The following is a 19140-nucleotide window of genomic DNA, read 5'->3' as shown; positions in this document are numbered from 1 at the left end:
AGCAACAAACAACTGAAATTAGAGAAAAAACGGCTCTTTAAGGCAATAATAAAGTACAGCTTACGAAAAGCTATACTAAATTAAAAATTTTTCCACGTTTACTTTTTTATGAGCTTACAATTCAAAGGCATACTTTTATACGTCCTAAGCTATTACAGACTATATGTGATGATGAAACTGCTTCGTTTAGAATCAATAAAAGTAAGCGGACAACAACATTTATTAACGATTATCGGTATTAAAGAGAAGCGTTCGCACCTTACTGTATATATAACTGCTATTAAATTGTCCTTATTTCAAAGACTGCCGGCTTATAAAGCTTTTTATAAACACAAGTTGTAAACAGTATTTTTGTTTTTGTTAGATTTAAATAATAAATTGTTTTTACTATATTTTATAACATTTTTAAACAGGGTATAAGAAACTGCGTTAACTTTATCTTGATAAGTTTTTAAAATTTTTCCCTAAGCATATTCCTTTCTAAATAATTAACAGCTAGTATATAGAAATTATGTGGAAGAGGACGTATCCCTTTTCCGGCTGTAAGAGTACGAGGCGAGTATGGCACGCAGAACCAAATTGCAAACATTTGAAGTTGAAGTTGAAGAAGCCCTCACAAAAGCTATGAACTTTGATTTCGATGACACAGGATTTGAAACGATATCATCCAATAATTCTGAAAATGTTGTTAATGTCGATGATCTGATTCAAAAAATTGCAATGGCAGAAGAAGAATTTTTTGCTGAAAACGGTACGTCAACTTTTGTTTCTAATATTCATGATGAAGCTGTTATTGATAAATCCGTTGTTGAACAGCTTTTTGCTCCAAAACCTTCACCTGATATTTCAGGTGGAACTGTTCATAATACATTATTGCCTACAAAACTTCTTCCTGCAAATGATGATATAACAACCCCTGTAAATTTTGGACCATTCAAGCAGCGTTCTTCCTCTCGAGTCTACTGGTATACAACAGCGCTTAGTGCTTTATGGGCAACGGGAGGAGCTTTTATTGCGCATAAGCTCGCACCTACCGGACTCAGCTCCTTATCCAATATCAGCACTTTTGTTACATCCCCAACAGGACTTGCTGTAGCAGCCGGAACAGCAATTCCTATCCTTATATCTTGGGGCGTTGCTCAATTAACAAAACGTTCAAACGACTTGCATAATATTGCGCTTCTTATGACCAATGCTGCACAGCGCCTTAGTGAACCACAACATCTATCTGAAAAACAAGCTATTGCTATAGGGCAAACCATTCGTGAAGAAGTAGCGGCAATGAACGAAGGTATTGAACGTACCCTCGGACGTGCTGTTGAACTTGAAGCAATCATACAAGGTGAAGTTCACAATCTAGAACAAGCCTATGCTGAGAATGAATCACGCATTCACACATTAATCAAAGAATTGAGTAATGAACGCATAGCCATTTTGAATCACGCAGATCGCGTACAATCAACAATTAAAGGAACCCAAGAACAACTGAGTGATGAATTTGGTTTGGTTACCTCTAACATTGTGACCAATGTTGAAAAGCTTGCACAAACCCTTTCTCAAACTTTACAAAAACAAGGTGAAGACCTTGTTGAAAAACTTTCCTATGCCGGTGATGGCGTAACAAATCAACTTGTTGAAAAATTTAACAAAACAACAACACAAATTCAGCAGAAAAACACGGAATTTTTTCATGAATTAGGAAAAAACTTTGATGGTTTTGCAAAACGATTTGATCATAATGAAAAACAAATAGAAAAAACCTTTAATGAAACAGCAGAAAAAGCGGAAGTACATGTTGCTAAAATTGCAACACATATACAAGCAGTAACAGATCAAACTTTGCACGCTGTCGATGAAAAGTTTAAAGCCTTGGATAAAGCTCTTATTGATCGTAATAATCAATCTCTACAGAATTTTGATGAGAAGATCTTAAAGCTCGACGACCAAGCACATAAACTCTCTTCTAAATTTGATAACGTAACCTCGCAAGCAATTGGAGCCTTTGAACAACGTTTAGCAACTGTTGATCTTTCTCTTAAAGAACATAGTGATTCCATCATTGATTCCTTTATAGAACGCAGTCAGGCTTTAGAGGATAATGCTGAAAAACTTGGTAACTTCTTGGAAGCTCATGTCTTGAAAATAAATGAGAACCTCCAAGAAAAAACAGCAGACATTACCCATGCATTTACAAATGGACGTGAAGCCATTCTTTCTGCAATTGATAAAAGTAAAGAAAGTCTGAGAGAAGAAATTCAATATGTCGACAATGCCATTGTTGATATCATACAAGAACGTTCACAAGATTTTAAAGTACAACTTTCTGATCAACGAGCTCTTATGGCAGACATGCTCGATAACGAGAAAAATAAAATTGCGGATACTTTAAGAAATCAAATTGATGTTTTGTCCCAAAATACTTCTCATATTGAAAAAGTTTTGGCTGATAATGTTCAAGTCGTTGATAAACAAGCTGAAAATCATATTACAAACATCATTCAATGCACTGAAAAGCTACAAGATGTCATTGTACAAAGCTGCAATACAACCCAAGATGCTTTAGAAGCACAGGCGAGAAATATTGATATCCGTGCCGATGCTCTGCGCGACTCTTTAGCAATTAATAGTTTTTCTCTCAATGAAGTTCTTGCCGATCAAGCACGCACACTTGAGCAACGCATGGAAACAATCCATAACCTCATTGCAAAAAGTGATATACGTGTCGATGTTGCATTGAAACAACAAATAGATTTAGTTGAGAGTGCAATTGTCGCCAATAATAAAAACATTACTGAAACGGTTCAAGATCATATCAGAAACCTTGAAAACCATGCCGAAATTTTAAAGAATACTCTTTCTCAATCGAGTGGTGTTTTCTTTGAAACCCTTGAAACACGTATGGAATCATTTGATACAGATCTAGAAGATCGTGCACACAAAATTTTTGAAAGAACAACAACGCTAGAGGAAACATTATCTGAAAAATTCAGCCAAATCTGTGAAGCCATTGATATGCAAACATCTGTTATTGAGGAACGTTCTGACACGTTAAAAACGTCTCTCATTCTTAATAATGAGCAAAGTCAGATAATTCAACAAGCGCTGGAAAGCAGTGTTGACAATATGCGTGTAACCTTAGAAGACTCTGTTAATACAGTTACAGATAACCTGCATAATAAGATTATAAAAGCTTCTGATATTCTTTCTTCTACGAGTGAACAAATTCTTTCATCTGTTACAAATGTTACTGCACAAGCAGAAAATATTCTCTCAGAATCAGGCAATCGCATTGTATCAAATGTCAAAAAAACTGTTTATGATACCAGTGAAAAAGTTCTGTCCGTTCTGTCTGAACAAACAGCGCATACTGTTGAAGCTTTCGCAACAGCCAGTCATAATGCACAAGCATTATTGAATGAAACTATTCACACATCAACAACAGCAATAGAGCAAGTCCTTAATGAACGCTGTGATGTTCTTCATCACTCTATGCAAAATCTTAAAAATAATTTAGGATATCAGCTCTCTGATGTCACGAGCCGTCTGGAAGATGCTGGAAATCAAACAACAACACAAATTTCACAACATGTTGGAAAAATAACAGAGCTTACAAATCACTTAAATCAAGCAGCGCAAAATACGACAGAATCAATTGATTCTTTAACACAGCATATCGGTGAACAACTCTCTCTTTCCACACAAGATGCTGAACAAAGAATTTATGCACATAATGAATCTTTAGTGAATAGCTTAACCAAAGCCAACTCTGAAACACTTCAAACAATAACGATTATGAAGGAAGAGCTTGTTAATAATGTCTCATCCATCTTAACACAGTTGAATCAATCAATTCACAATTTTCACGAAAATAGTAATGTTTTATTATCGGCTGTTCAAAATATTGATGGGCAGTTTAATGAGAGTACGAATAATTTTTTCCGCAACACGGACCAAGTAGCAGAGCGTTTGTCAGCCTCAAATCAAGCGCTCAATACTAATGTTGAAATTCTGCAAGGACTTTCAAAGAGTACCTTTGAACAAATTAATCATATAACGAGCAGTTTTGGTGAACATGCAAAGACACTTTCCCAAACTATTCATGTTCTTGAACAGTCTGAAAATTCACTTAGTGCAACACTTGAAGAAAAACATAATACGCTTTCTGTATTAAGCGATGCTCTTGTTTCAAAGTCTCATGAAATTAATCAAATGATTGGGCATTATGAAAAAATCTTCAACTTAGCACTTGAACGCTCTGATAAGAATGCGCGTAACTCCACAAATTCATTCCAACAATCACTTAATAAGCTTGTTAGTGAAGCATCAACGCGTTTTTCAGAAGCAGCAGAAGATATACGTCGCTCCGCTGATGAAGTTCGTTTAGAGCTTTCAAAGATTAATAATGATATCAATGAAAATGTAAAAAAACTTCCAGAAAAAACAAAAGAAACAACGCAAACAATTCGCACAGCTTTGAATGAACAGATTACAGCGTTACAAGATTTAGTCAGTGTTATACAAAATGATCAAAAGAGCGTACAAAAACAGCTAATATCAGCATTTCCTACATCATCAATATTTAATCAAAAAAGTGACAGTTCCACTGAGTCTGTTAAAAAGATTGTGCCACCTAAGCCTATCTTGCAACAAGATCAAAGCAAAAAAAGACCAAATAAATGGGTATCAAATCTCTTAGAAAGAGCTTCACGTGAAGAAACATTTTATGATGCTCCCCCTAGTGATGATGTTTTAACATCAGTGCAAACAAAACCATCTCCTGCAAACTGCTCTCTTAATTCATTAGCTTCTGGTATAGTGCAAGCTATTAATCACAATGCCATTGTTGAGCTATGGGATCATTATCAACGTGGACAAAAAAACATCGTAACAGAACGCCTTTATACCTTAAATGGACAAAAAATATTTGAAATGATTAAGAAAAAATATATGAGCGATTTTGGGTTTAAACGTTCAGTGAATCAATATGTTACAGATTTCGAAAAGCTCTTACGTGATATATCGCGCAGTTCTGGCTCTTCCAACTCAGTTCGCAAGTACTTGATATCAGATACCGGAAAAGTTTACACTATGCTTGCTCATGCAAGTGGTCGAATCCAATAACAAATAAGAAAAGTGGAAAAAATATTTTTTCCACTTTCTCTCTCTCCAGTTGTTTTAATGGCTTATCATAGAGTACTTTTCTTTCAACTGTAGCTTTGTACTTCAAAGGTTGGGATAATTGGCATGCGAGTTTTCTTTGATATCCTAAGCAATAACCCTAAAGAAGCGTAATGGCTTATCAAACAACATATCATTCTAAGAATGATAAAGCATGTTTTCTATTTCCTTATCTTTTTCTTAACTTCTTTATTTTTCATAGTTTCATAAAGGTACAAAATCGGTAATAATTATTTTTATTAATTGTGAAAAAAATTCATGCTTTTGTATTAAAATAGCTTATAGAAACACTTCTATTTATTTTTTTAATGTTTTTATCCACATATTACTCTCGTTTGAATTATGTAAGTAAATGTTTTTTTTATTATATTAGGTGAATTTGAAATAAAAGAAGCTTATTGTATTCAAATTTCCTATTCAACATACGGGATGATTCATTATAAAGTAACGCATTATACGGAATATATGAACTTTAGGTATAAAACATGCAATTACAGCTGTTTCGGATATACTTTTCGTTTATTAAAACACAGATTTGTAAGTATATTAAAAATATACAGCTCGCATTATTAAGAGTTCAATTGAATAATAAACAAAATGACTTCCATTTTTAAAGTTCCAGTTTCCTTTTAAATAGCTGCAAAAACAATTTATAAATTGCAAATTGTTATTTAAAATTTCTTCTATCTCCCTATAGAAATTTAAATAAAGAAGATGACGTTAATAGAAAACACTCTTCTTTTTTTTCCTTAATTTGTAAGCATTGCAAAAAAAATAATGGCTTGGTAATGTAATCATTAGTAATATTTTATTTGTTTGTAGACTAATCAATTTTTACGCGTTTTATTAAGGAAAGAAAAAGCTAATCGTGCTGCTATCAATGAAATTATTCATTGTGCACAAACAAAAAGAATCATCAAACTGGTTTTACGATCCAGAAGAGTTTTCTCATACTCATGCATTTTGATATTCAGAGAAATGAGGATCTATTAGTGGACAAAACCTTATCGTAGATGGAACATCTCATATACACATACGCTAACTTGGATATCATAAAAATGTCTAGAGAACGAAATAGTGATTTCAGTTCACCAAAAGCTGAACTTGACAGTGCCGCACTTTTTTATCACCAACACCCAAAACCTGGAAAATTGGAAATACAAGCAACAAAACCTCTTGATAATCAACGTGATTTAGCTCTTGCTTATTCTCCAGGCGTTGCAGCACCATGTCTTGCGATTCATGAAGATCCCAATCTTGCTGCTCAATATACCTCCCGTGCTAATTTAGTCGCTGTTATATCCAATGGAACTGCTGTTCTTGGTTTAGGAAACATTGGTCCACTCGCTTCCAAGCCAGTTATGGAAGGCAAGGCCGTTTTATTTAAAAAATTTGCGAATATTGATGTTTTTGATATTGAAATTGATGCATCCGATATAGAACAAATGGTACAAACAATATCGACCTTAGAACCTACATTTGGTGGTATTAATCTTGAAGACATTAAGGCTCCTGAATGTTTTGACATCGAAGAAAAGCTTCGTGCTAAAATGAAAATTCCAGTTTTTCATGATGACCAACATGGAACTGCCATTATCGTTTCTGCTGCTGTATTAAATGCCTTAAATCTTTCAGGAAAAAAAATTGAAAATGCCAAAATAGTTACCTCAGGTGCAGGTGCTGCTGCCCTCGCTTGCCTTAATCTTTTGGTTCGTCTTGGGGCGAAAGTTGAAAATATTTGGCTTAGTGACTTAGAGGGAGTTGTTTATGAAGGTCGCAAGACCCTTATGGATCGTTGGAAAATAAATTACGCACAAAAAACGGACGCACGAACTTTATCTGATATTATTGATGATGCGGATATTTTTCTAGGCCTATCTGCGGGTGGTGTTTTAAAGCCTGAATATCTTAAAAGAATGGCTCAAAATCCACTCATTTTAGCGCTGGCTAATCCAGTACCAGAAATTATGCCTGAAGAAGCACGCTCTATACGACCAGATGCAATGATCTGCACAGGACGCTCTGATTATCCCAATCAAGTTAATAATGTCCTTTGTTTTCCCTATATCTTCCGTGGTGCATTGGACGTAGGTGCTAGTGCAATTAATGAAGAAATGAAAATGGCCGCTGTTCATGCGATTGCTGCCCTTGCACGTGAAGAAACTTCAGATGTTGTAGCACGTGCATACTCAAAAGAACCACCCAATTTTGGACCAGACTATCTGATCCCCTCTCCTTTTGATCCGCGTTTAATACTGCGTATTGCTCCCGCTGTTGCTAAAGCAGCAATGACAACTGGTGTCGCCATTCGTCCCATTGAAGATATGGAGGCCTACTATGATATCCTCAATCGATTTGTCTTTCTTTCTGGTTTAACAATGAAACCTGTTTTTGCTGCAGCAAAAACAGCAAAACGTAAACGCGTCATCTATGCCAATGGTGAAGATGAACGCGTCCTTCGTGCGGCACAAGTTGTCATTGAAGAACAAACAGCAACGCCCCTCCTTATCGGCCGTCCACATGTCGTAGAAGCAAGATTAAAACGCTTTGGTTTAAGAATTCGTCCCGGTATAGATTTTGAATTAACAAACCCTGAAGATGATCCACGTTTTCGTGATTATGTTAATTTATTTTTTCATTATACAGGAAGGCGTGGTGTTACGCCTGAAATGGCAAAAACAGTAGTGAGAACATCAACAACGGCTATTGCTGCCCTTGCCGTTATGCGTGAAGAAGCAGATGCAATGATTTGCGGCTTAGAAGGACGCTTTGAACGCCAACTTGAATTGATTGAACAAATTATCGGTCTTGATCCTAATGTTCACCGTTTTTCTGCTATGAGTTTGCTTATCTCTCAACAACGTACTCTTTTCCTTACAGATACTTACGTCAATGAAAATCCTTCTGCAGAAGAAATCGCTGAAATGACTGTGTTGGCAGCTCAAGAAGTTGAAGCATTTGGAATAACACCAAAAGCAGCCTTATTATCACACTCAAACTTTGGTTCTAAAAACACAGAAAGTGCGCGTAAAATGCGACGTGCAACAGAAATTCTTGCCAAATTACACCCTGATTTAGAAGCAGATGGTGAAATGCATGCTGATGCTGCCCTTTCCAAAGTTTTTCGTGATCGTGTTTTTCCTAATTCTCGTCTTAAAAGTGAAGCTAATTTGCTTGTCTTTCCAACACTTGATTCAGCCAATATCACGCTCAACACTGTTAAAAGCCTCACAAATGCACTCCATGTTGGTCCTATTCTAATCGGGGCAGCACGTCCCGCCCATATCTTAACACCTTCAGTAACTTCCCGGGGAGTTGTTAATATAACAGCCCTTGCTGTCCTTGCTGCCAATAGAAAAAATAGTCTCATAAAATAAATGCGTAATAAAATTTCAAAGTTTTTTAAATATTGAGATATAGTATTTCATGTACTGTAAACCTCTTTTCTCTATAGATAAAGACAGCTATATTCTGGATTAAGTCTTTTTTTAAAAGAGAAAAAAGGCTAGAAGAACAATATTAAATGTATTTTGAATTTACTAACTCTATAATAAGGAATCCGTACATTGCCTTCCACGTTTGATAAAGTTGCTGATATCATTGCAGAAATCAGTGAAATTGATCGCAATACAATTACACCTGAAAGTCATACAATTGACGATCTAGGAATCGACAGTCTTGATTTTCTTGATATTGTTTTCGCTATTGATAAAGCTTTCGGAATAAAAGTCCCTCTAGAACAATGGACACAAGAAGTCAACGAAGGTACCGTTGCAACAGAAGAATACTTTGTTCTTAAAAACCTTTGTGCAAAAATTGATGATCTCGTTGCCTTAAAACAGGCGGAGTAGTTTTTTCGCCATGCATGATCAATCTGTATTCATCACTGGTATAGGTCTCATAAGCTCTCTGGGTGAAGGAACTGATCAACATTGGAATCTCTTAAATGATCCAATCCGTACACCAAACCTAGATTATACAACTTTTTCACCCTACACAGTTCATAAATTGCCCGAAATTGATTGGAGTTTACAAATTCCTAAAAAAAGTGATCAACGGCAAATGGGAACATGGCAGCGTCTTGGTACCTATGCGGCTGGTCTTGCTCTTGATGATGCCGGCATGAAAAATAATGAACAACTCACTTCAACAATGGATATGATCGTAGCTGCAAGTGGGGGAGAACGTGATATTACTGTTGATACACAGATTCTTTCTAAAGCGCGCGCAGTTGCCGATCATGCCTCTATGTTAAATGTTGCTCTTTCAACTGAACTTCGCCCAACATTATTTTTGGCACAACTTTCAAACCTTTTGGCAGGAAACATTTCAATTGTTCATAAAGTCACTGGATCATCTCGTACATTTATGGGAGAAGAAGGCAGTGGTCTTTCTGCACTTCAAATTGCTGTAGCTCGTATTAAATCAGGTCAAAGCACCCATGCTCTTGTAGGAAGTTCCTATAATGCACAAAGTTATGATATGTTGTTGGCGCATGAGCTTGGTGGTCTTTTAACCCATAATGGATGGAGCCCAGTGTGGGATCGTGAAATCCACCCCGGCGGCGGTATCATAGCCGGTTCTGGTGGTATCTTCCTAGTTATTGAAAGTGGAGAACATGCCAAAAAACGCAACGCACGTGCTTATGCTGAAATTAACCAAATTATTACAGACCAAACAGATAGAACCAAAATTCCACTTAGAGAGTCAATTGCAACAATGTTAAAAACTGCTGGCGCTAAATCTGCCTTAGCCATTTCAGCAGCCTCAGGAGCTCACGAAGCAACAAAAGCAGAACAAAATGCTCTTGATAATGCTGATCTATCTTATCGTGGCATTACAACATTATTTGGTTATATGAGGGAAGCACAATTTCCTCTAGCTCTAGCTCTTGCAGCACTTTCAATTGAAAAAAAACATTGTTTTCCAGCGTTAAGTCCTCATGAAAAACCTTTTTCTAAAGAAGTACGTGAAATATTTGTTACAACTATTGGTATAAAAAGAGCTGAAGGTATTGTGCGTCTTACAGCTGTTTGAAGGGGAATTTCTATAGTGAAATATCATGATCATTTTGGGCGTCCACTTGTAGCAATAACTGGTGCAGGCATTGTCACATCACTGGGACAAGGGAAACATGAAAATTGGCAAAAATTAACAAGTGGTGTAAGTGGTATCCACAAAATAACACGTTTTCCCGTTGAGGGATTAAATACATATATTGCTGGAACAATTGATTTTCTTAAAGAAAGTACACTTGGTGCTTCAGCTCTCTCTGAGAAGCTTGCACATCTTTCTGCTGAAGAAGCTTTAGAACAAGCTGCTATTGATAAAAAAAAATTTAATGGACCACTCTTTCTAGCTGCTCCTCCTGTTGAACTTGAATGGAAAGCACGTTTTAGTCTTGATCAAGAGGAAGAATTCAATAATGAGCCTTCTTATGCACATCTTCTTAAAGTCTGTAAGGATAAACTCCATGAGACGCTTTTTGAAGCCACACAATTTGGTGCAATTGCAGAAAAACTTCAAAAAACATTTGGCACAAAAGGACTTCCTGTTACACTTTCCACTGCCTGTGCATCTGGTGCAACAGCAATTCAATTAGGTGTTGAGTCTATTAGACGGGGAGAAACAAATCGAGCTCTTATAATTGCGACAGATGGATCAGTTTCAGCAGAATCTCTCATCCGTTTTTCGTTACTATCTGCTCTTTCAACTCAGAATGAGCCTCCAGAAAAAGCAGCAAAACCCTTTAGCCGTGATCGAGATGGTTTTGTTATGGCAGAAGGCTCAGGCGCTCTTGTTCTTGAATCTCTTCAAAGCGCATTAAACCGTAATGCTACAGTTTTAGGAATTTTAGCTGGCTGTGGAGAAACCGCTGATGACTTTCACCGTACACGTTCAAAACCCGATGCATCACCAGCAATTGAATCCGTTCGCAAAGCTTTAGACGATGCAAAAATAACCATCAATGAAATTGACTATATTAATGCCCACGGAACTTCAACACCTGAAAATGAGAAAATGGAATATCTTGCATTATCAACAGTATTCGGTGATCTTTTAAAGCATATTCCAGTCTCTTCTAATAAATCAATGATTGGGCATACATTAACTGCTGCTGGTGCAATAGAAGCGGTTTTTTCGCTTTTAACCATTCAATCGGGGATACTTCCACCGACAATAAATTATGATAATCCTGACCCTGCGATCCCTTTAGATGTTGTTCCTCATCATAGCCGTAAGGCCTGTGTCAATGCGGTTTTGTCAAACTCATTTGGATTTGGTGGTCAAAATATGAGTCTTGTTATCACTGCATATAAAGGATAATCCTTTAATAATAAAATTTTATAACGCTAACCTAATAATATATTTAAGGGGGATGATAATGCGTGCACTGCAACTCTTCGATGATCGTCGGCTTGAAATCACCAATATTTCCCCGCCATCTTCACCTAGTATAGGTGAAGTAACTGTGCGGATAAAAGCCGTTGCTCTTAATCATATTGATGTATGGGGATGGCGTGGCATGGCTTTTGCGAAAAGAAAAATGCCACTCATCATTGGTGCAGAAGCCTCTGGTGAGGTTATACAAATAGGAGATGGCGTTGAACATCTCCAACTTGGACAGATTGTCTCAATTTATGGTGCACAAACCTGCGGAGTATGCCAAGCTTGTCATGAAGGACGGGATAATCTTTGCAGTCAGGTAAAGGGAGTCTACGGTTTTCACCTTGATGGATTTGCGTGTGAGCTTGTCAATTTGCCAGCACGTTTATTAGTTCCAGCCCCTCTCCAATGTGATGAATTGCAAGCAGCAGTTGCTCCAATTACTTTTGGTACCGTAGAACATATGCTTTTCGATAACGCAAAACTACAAGCAGGAGAAACAATCCTGATACAGGCTGGTGGCTCAGGTATTGGTTCTGCAGCCATTCAACTTGCAAAACACATGGGCTGTACAGTTATCACAACTGTAGGTTCAGATGAAAAAATTGCAAAAGCACACTCTCTTGGGGCAGATCATGTGATTAATTATCGTAAAGATCGTTTTGAAGGTGTAGTGCGTAAATTAACCCAAAAAAAAGGTGTTGACGTTGTTTTTGAGCATGTTGGTGTAGATACATGGAACGGTTCTCTGTTATGTATGAAAAAAGGAGCACGTTTAGTGACTTGCGGTTCTACCTCTGGTGTTTCAGCACCAATAAATCTCATGCAATTATTCCAGCAACAGCTTAAGATATTCGGTTCATTTGGCTGCCGTATGGAAAATATGAAAAATGCCATGCAAAAAATGGCACAAAAAGCCGTACACCCTGTCATTGATACAATTGTTGGGCTGGATGAAATTGATACAGCTTTAAAACGAATGGAGAGCCGTGATGTTTTTGGTAAAATTATCCTTAAAATCGATTAAATCATGATGAAGCTTTCTCTTAAAAATCTCATATATCGTATTAAAATTATAGCTAAAAAAATATCCTACTTGTTATGGGCATATCTGCTCTTTGGTTCTTTATTTATTCTAAAATGTTTTCCAGCCAAAATGGGAATTTCTTTTTTTGCTTGGTTAGCAAAAAAAATTGGTCCCCTTGTACATCGTCATCAAATCACACTTGCAAACCTTAGGAGTGCATATCCAGAAAAAACAGAGCAAGAACTCCGTGCGATTGCAATAGAAATGTGGGAAAATATAGGACGTTTCCTAGCCGAATATATTTTTCTTGATAAAATTTTTGATTTTGATCCTCATGCAGACGAGCCAGGTTTCATTGAGGTTAAAGGTATTGAAATATTTGAGCGATTAAAAAATGAAAAAAAACCACATATTTTTTTCACCGCACATACTGGAAATTTTGAACTTCTGCCTATTTGTGCACAAAGTTTTGATCTTAATGTTACTGTATTATTTAGACCACCCAATAATCCCTATGTTGCCAAACGAATCCTTAAAGCACGACAAACTTCTATGGGACACCTTGTTCCCTCCAAGGCCGGAGCAGCATGGGCATTAGCAGCCAAATTAGAAGAAGGTGAAAATGTTGGTATGCTCGTTGATCAAAAATTTCGCCGCGGTATCATGGGAACATTTTTTAACAGACCTCTTAAAACAAACCCCTTAATTATAAAACTTGCTCGACAATATGACTGTGATATTTATCCAGCACGTTGTATTCGTTTGCCTAGTGGACGTCATCGTTTAGAGTTATATGAACATGTAGAACTTCCACGTGATGAAAAAAATGATATCGATATAGCTGCTTCTACGCAAAAATTAAATGATATTGTTGAATCTTGGGTCCGTGAATATCCTGGACAATGGATGTGGTTACATAGGCGTTGGGACATCTAACATAAGCTCTATTGCTTACAAAGGAAGTGCAAAATGTTAGCCTCAAAAGATATCAAAGAGCTCACAGCAATTATCACTGCATTACGAAACTCTGATAATGGTTGTATCTGGCATAAAAAACAAACTTTTGAATCCCTCATACCCTATATGCTCGAAGAAGTTTACGAAGTCATCGATGCCATTGAACGAAAGAATCGAAAGGATCTCTGTGAAGAACTTGGGGATCTTCTTTTACAAGTTGTCTATCATGCTACCATAGCACAAGAAGAAGGCAGCTTTACTTTTGAAGATGTTGTTTATGCAATCACGGAAAAAATGATTCGACGCCATCCTCATGTTTTTGGAAATGCCGAGCAAAAAAAACGAGGATTTATAAAAGAGGAGTGGGAATATATAAAAAAAAGAGAACAGGTTGAACAAAAAAGAATGTGCGAAGAAAAAAACAACAATTCCTCCACAAGCATACTCGCAAAAGTAAAACAAATCCAGCCAGCAAACCAAGAGGCACTTGCTTTACAAGAAGCAGCAGCTAAAGTAGGTTTTGATTGGCAAAAAAGTGATAAAGTTTTTGAAAAAATAGAAGAAGAACTCGAAGAGCTCAAAGAAGCCATCAAAAATAAACAAAACTCAGAGATAGAAGCAGAGTTTGGAGATCTCTACTTTATACTCCTTAACCTCGCGCGCCACTTAGCGATTGATTCACAAAAAGCATTAAAAAAAACGAATATAAAATTTCGAAATCGTTTCGCCTATATTGAAGAAAAGCTATCCACTCAATCTAAAACACTCACTGACGCATCCTTGAATGAAATGGAAGCACTTTGGAAGCAAGCTAAAAATGAACAATAAAAAATAGTAGATTTCTTCTACCTAAAAGAACAATACCCTCTAAAATTACTAAATTATAATTTAGCTCAGCTCAATTTGTTTTATATTGATCCTGCGTAGCAGGACGAAGTTCCACCGATTCTCCACACCCGCATGCTGAAACTTGATTAGGATTTTTAAAGATAAAACCAGACCGCAGCGTTGTCACTTCATAATCCATCTGCGTCCCTAATAAAAATAATACCGCATCATGTGCTACAAAAACACGGGCACCATTCACTTCAACAACATCCGCATCTATCCCCTTTTCTTTGACAAGAGTAATTGTATACTCCATCCCTGCACAACCACCTTTTTTGATACCAACAAGAATACCCTGTGCATCTTTTGCATCCATAATCGCTTTAACACGATCCACTGCTGCTTGCGTCAAATTTATTACCGAAAAACGGCTCATAGTTTACTCTTTTCTTAGTTCAATAGGCACTTTGAAAGTTATTCCTCTATAATATTTTATCTGATATTTCAGAAAAAAAACAAAACATAAATTAAAGCATTCTGACCTTGTTTATTTGGATAAAAATACATACCCGTAAAATGAGATTTGTGATTATATAATCCAGCACTTACAATTTTTTGTCCACATAAAATGCAAAATACCTCATCTATAAAAACTCTAAAAAAACGAAAACTTTTCAAAACCATACATTCACTCCTCTTCTTTTGAAAATCTTTATCTTTTTAGAAAAGTAACGATTAGGTAAGAAAAAAAAATATACCTTCCGCACTCATTTGCTCCAATTCATACCCCTAAAGTCACCAATCTTACCCCCTCACAATCTCAAAAGTAATTAAATGCATACATCTATTAACTATAGTGCTAAAAATTTAATGATCACAAAGAGTTTTACAAATTCGTTATTTATCTTGAATTAACAACAAAATATTGATGTCCAAAATTTTTACTTTCAAAAGCTCTAAGTGCAAGAGCATTTTAGATTATTCTGTTTATTTTTTCTCTTGCCTTTAAAGAAACAGTCATTTAATCGTTTTACACAAACTCGGAGCGTAGCGCAGCTTGGTAGCGCACTTGACTGGGGGTCAAGGGGTCGTGGGTTCAAATCCCGCCGCTCCGACCATTTTTAAAATGCTATAAAATAAGCTTACTTAAAAAGTGAATGATTATGCATTTCAATTGCACACACATGAAATTTTTCTTCAACATAGAATAATGTGCAATGATATTTTATCATAAATTCGAGATAAGCTGTTTTATTTAAATGCGCTTCTTCTTAGGAAAACACATACGAAACGCGAGACCTTTTGTCTCGCGTTTTTTATTCTTCAGAAAAATTTATAATTATTCGATCTCATATTTTCTAAATTTTCTTTACACGATAATGTCGCTGTTATCATTTTTTGTAATGGATGGTGACATCTGTACGGTTATCTTTTTAGGTTTTAATTCAGCTGGCATTTCCCTTTTAAGCTGAATATGAAGAAGTCCATCTCCAAGTTCTGCCCCAATAACCTTAACATGATCAGCTAAATGAAAACGCCGTTCAAAAGCACGCGAAGCAATACCTCGATAAAGGAATTCTCGCTCTTCATCATCATTTTTAGACTTTCTGTCTCCCTTAACGATCAGCTGGTTACAATGCGTTTCAATATCAATTTCATCTTGAGAAAAACCAGCAACAGCCATAGAAATTCTATAAGAATCTTCAGTTAAACGCTCGATATTATAAGGGGGATAAGAAGAAACTTCGTCTGGTTGTGTTCTAGAATCAAACCAGTTAAAAAGATGATCAAAACCTACTGTGGAACGATAAAATGGTGAAAAGTCTACTTGACGCATAATATTGCCCTCCTCTAGAGCGACTATAATTTATAACTAATTCACAAAGTTCCCACATGGCAAACTTACTTGTGAACCTGCGGCCCCATCATGGCAACCGCACTATATTATCTAGTAATCGTTTTTCTTTATTTCAACTCTTTGGGACCTAAATTGATAAAAACTATCTAAAAAGCAATATACCCCTTTTTAAATCCTTTTTCTTCATTACATAAATGTCAAAGCACTAAGCAGCAAATACACTGTAAAGGATTTCAATTGGAAACACCTCTTTATCCCATAGACTGGGGGGCCACTCCTCTTAATGTCCATCATGGTACTCTTAAAATAGCAATAGATCATGAAATTCGTTTTGCTATAACATATCCTGAGGTGGAAAAATCTAAGGGAACAATTGTTATTCTCAAAAGCTACGCAAATGCTTTAGAAAAATATTTTTTATTAATAAATGAAATTTCTAAACGCGGTTTTCATACAGCAATATTTGACTGGTTTGATCAAGAAAAAACATCCCTCAAGATAAGAAAACAAAACAGACATCATTATTTTGATATAAATAACGATATTAATGACTTATATAAATTTCTTAAAAATATTGTTTATCCTAATTGTCCGCCACCTTACTCTATGCTTGCCTACGGCATAGGTGGATTGATAGCACTTAGCGGATTAGATCTCATTAATCATCAGTTTAATAGATTGCTCTGTGTTTCTCCCCTTTTTGCTCCATTCGGCAATAAAACAAATGGTTTTCAACATAAATTAACACAATTTCTTTCTGATATAGGTCTTGGCTTTATACCAGCGAAAGATGGTAAAAAATTAAACAAAACAAAACAAAAAAATATACAATTGGGACACATACATAAAGTGCCGCTCTCTTCCATTAAGCCCCCAACATCCCAATGGATAGCATCAGTATTTAATGCGATTGATTCTGTGAAGAGAAATGTACTTCATGGAGATTTACGAATCCCAACACTCTTTATTCTTGCCAATCAAAATAATATTGCAAACAACATTGAAGTGCAGCAATTATGCCAATACACACGTCTGACAGAAAGTATTACTATTACAGGCGCTGAACTGGATACAATTATGGTTAACGAAGATTATAAAAAGCAATTTTGGGCTGCATTTGATGCATTTATTCCCGATAATGTATCTGTAAAATAACACTAAACCTTAATTCTGCTCCGCCCTATCAAAAAAGAAATTTTCTACGAGCATTGGATCTACAGACACTTTTTAATATAATGGGTTTTACTTTCCAACCACTCATATGATTCGTTTTCTAGCCTCTACAAACAAGCCATGACCTAAATATTCACCACGCATTCTAATAAAAAAACTAATATACAAAGTATATCATTACATTAAACAATATTATTTTATATCATAAAAAATAACTTAATAAAAAACTACTTATATAAATAAAAATAATAAATCTATCTTAATATAACATGATACATATTTATAAATAAAGCATCAAAATACTATTTTTGATTTGTTATAAAATGCTCATTTAATATTATATCTAGAAAAATAATATTTTTCATCTATTTAAGGAAAAAAACTGGAAATAAAGCGCATTTATAATATTTATTACAAATCTCTATAAAAACAAATAACTATAAAATTTCTATTTCTTAGGAGAACTTTTTAAAAACAATAAATTAACATAATATTCTTTTAATTTCTCGATATAGGAAGTCCCTACAATAATGGTTTTCATAAGTTTTTTAATGGAATTCTGATAATAATCAGCAAATTTAAAAGAAAAGATAGCAATGAATCATCTTAGAAGTTTTAGAGCCCCCCTTCTTTTTTCAAAATCACATATATTTCGAATTTAACCAACTCACAACGAATATGCTGTATTCTGAATAAGAATGTAAGAATTAACCATTTTGCCATTCATTTCAATTATGAGCATTTTACCATCTTTTTTCTAAATACTCTATATTGTATAATTGATGCGGCAAAACTCTGACAAATGGAGCCATTGGAACATAATCATGAAACGAATCCTGCTCGCAGAAGATGATAACGATATGCGTCGCTTTCTCGTAAAGGCCTTAGAACGTGCAGGCTACGAAGTCGCCGATTTCGATAATGGTATTAGCGCATATGAACGTTTACAAGAAGAGCCATTTTCCCTTCTCCTGACTGATATTGTGATGCCAGAGATGGACGGAATCGAACTTGCACGACGTGCTACTGAGATTGACCCTGATTTACGAGTAATGTTCATTACAGGTTTTGCAGCAGTAGCACTCAATTCAAATAGTGATGCCCCTCCTGATGCAAAGGTTCTCTCTAAGCCATTTCACTTACGTGAACTCGTCAATGAAGTTGAAAAGATCCTTATCGCTGCTTAAAAAGTATTTTTAAAGTTATTTGCATCTGTTGAAAGAGAAAATGAAATTAGGCATTGACGTTTGGCATTCTATATGGTGTATGCAACATCAATGAATGGGCGTGTAGCTCAGCGGGAGAGCACTACGTTGACATCGTAGGGGTCACAGGTTCAATCCCTGTCACGCCCACCATTGCATTTTATATCAACAATAACTTATTGGTTTTCCAAGTGTTTTTTGCTATGAGGGATACCTTAATAAAGTTAAGGGAATAGGATTTTCTAACATTTTTCTACAACAGTAGCATTTTCTTTTCTTTGCGCTTCGCTAATCATCTCTAATAATGTTTTGAATGCTTCTAAATCCTCTTGTGAAAAATCCTCTAAAGTTCTAAAAAACATGCCAACAGCTTCACGCCTCAACGGATCAGAAGTCTTGATTGTAAAACTTTTGCGACAAGCATAGGCTTCTGTTCTAAAAAATATTGTTTATTTCCTGATCTATCCCCTGTTTTTCTTAATTCTTTCATGTCTATTGGTATACACTTATTGTCCAAACAGTTAGAT

12 protein-coding genes and 2 tRNA genes are annotated in these 19140 nt (G+C 35.8%); 12 read left to right on the top strand and 2 right to left on the bottom strand.

Annotation, left to right across the window (positions count from 1 at the left end; genetic code table 11):
- The first annotated feature begins 561 nt into the window (after positions 1-561).
- From ACFIJZ_RS05670 to mazG, 8 genes are all read left to right on the top strand, one after another.
- Positions 562-5121, top strand: coding sequence for a hypothetical protein (locus tag ACFIJZ_RS05670; protein ID WP_273791391.1), 4560 nt, complete (start codon positions 562-564; stop codon positions 5119-5121).
- A 1115-nt stretch (positions 5122-6236) separates the two neighbouring features.
- Positions 6237-8555: an NADP-dependent malic enzyme gene (locus tag ACFIJZ_RS05665; protein WP_375631265.1), complete on the top strand. Its 2319-nt coding sequence runs from the start codon at positions 6237-6239 to the stop codon at positions 8553-8555.
- Positions 8556-8744: 189 nt separating this feature from the next.
- Positions 8745-9029: an acyl carrier protein gene (locus tag ACFIJZ_RS05660; RefSeq protein WP_005773457.1), complete on the top strand. Its 285-nt coding sequence runs from the start codon at positions 8745-8747 to the stop codon at positions 9027-9029.
- Between the two features lie 10 nt (positions 9030-9039).
- Positions 9040-10215 (top strand): beta-ketoacyl-ACP synthase, encoded by a 1176-nt coding sequence (locus ACFIJZ_RS05655; protein ID WP_375631264.1) that lies wholly within the window; start codon positions 9040-9042, stop codon positions 10213-10215.
- Between the two features lie 15 nt (positions 10216-10230).
- The gene (locus tag ACFIJZ_RS05650; protein WP_375631263.1) at positions 10231-11505 is read left to right on the top strand and encodes a beta-ketoacyl-ACP synthase; all 1275 of its coding nucleotides are present in this window, start codon (positions 10231-10233) and stop codon (positions 11503-11505) included.
- Between the two features lie 58 nt (positions 11506-11563).
- Positions 11564-12592 carry a zinc-binding dehydrogenase gene (locus ACFIJZ_RS05645; protein WP_375631262.1) on the top strand — a complete coding sequence of 343 codons (1029 nt, stop codon included), beginning with the start codon at positions 11564-11566 and terminating at the stop codon, positions 12590-12592.
- Between the two features lie 6 nt (positions 12593-12598).
- Positions 12599-13528: a lipid A biosynthesis lauroyl acyltransferase gene (locus tag ACFIJZ_RS05640; RefSeq protein ID WP_273791402.1), complete on the top strand. Its 930-nt coding sequence runs from the start codon at positions 12599-12601 to the stop codon at positions 13526-13528.
- 33 nt (positions 13529-13561) lie between these two features.
- The gene (gene mazG / locus ACFIJZ_RS05635) at positions 13562-14377 is read left to right on the top strand and encodes a nucleoside triphosphate pyrophosphohydrolase (protein WP_375631261.1); all 816 of its coding nucleotides are present in this window, start codon (positions 13562-13564) and stop codon (positions 14375-14377) included.
- Positions 14378-14447: 70 nt separating this feature from the next.
- Here mazG and ACFIJZ_RS05630 read toward each other — a convergent pair whose 3' ends face one another.
- Positions 14448-14813 (bottom strand): iron-sulfur cluster assembly accessory protein, encoded by a 366-nt coding sequence (locus ACFIJZ_RS05630; protein ID WP_273791397.1) that lies wholly within the window; start codon positions 14811-14813, stop codon positions 14448-14450.
- A 605-nt stretch (positions 14814-15418) separates the two neighbouring features.
- Between ACFIJZ_RS05630 and ACFIJZ_RS05625 the strand changes: the two genes are divergently transcribed.
- Positions 15419-15495, top strand: a tRNA-Pro gene (locus ACFIJZ_RS05625).
- A 251-nt stretch (positions 15496-15746) separates the two neighbouring features.
- Here ACFIJZ_RS05625 and ACFIJZ_RS05620 read toward each other — a convergent pair.
- On the bottom strand, positions 15747-16214 hold the full coding sequence (locus tag ACFIJZ_RS05620; RefSeq protein ID WP_273791398.1) for an Hsp20 family protein: 468 nt from the start codon (positions 16212-16214) through the stop codon (positions 15747-15749).
- Positions 16215-16472: 258 nt separating this feature from the next.
- Between ACFIJZ_RS05620 and ACFIJZ_RS05615 the strand changes: the two genes are divergently transcribed.
- From ACFIJZ_RS05615 to ACFIJZ_RS05605, 3 genes are all read left to right on the top strand, one after another.
- Positions 16473-17390 carry an alpha/beta hydrolase gene (locus tag ACFIJZ_RS05615; RefSeq protein ID WP_375631260.1) on the top strand — a complete coding sequence of 306 codons (918 nt, stop codon included), beginning with the start codon at positions 16473-16475 and terminating at the stop codon, positions 17388-17390.
- A gap of 842 nt (positions 17391-18232) precedes the next feature.
- The gene (gene cpdR, locus ACFIJZ_RS05610; RefSeq protein ID WP_005773448.1) at positions 18233-18595 is read left to right on the top strand and encodes a cell cycle two-component system response regulator CpdR; all 363 of its coding nucleotides are present in this window, start codon (positions 18233-18235) and stop codon (positions 18593-18595) included.
- Between the two features lie 96 nt (positions 18596-18691).
- Positions 18692-18766, top strand: a tRNA-Val gene (locus tag ACFIJZ_RS05605).
- The last annotated feature ends 374 nt before the right edge of the window (positions 18767-19140 follow it).

The sequence above is a fragment of the Bartonella sp. CL70QHWL genome (assembly GCF_042194855.1).
Lineage (GTDB): Bacteria > Pseudomonadota > Alphaproteobacteria > Rhizobiales > Rhizobiaceae > Bartonella.
This window is presented reverse-complemented; position numbering and strand designations above follow the sequence as displayed.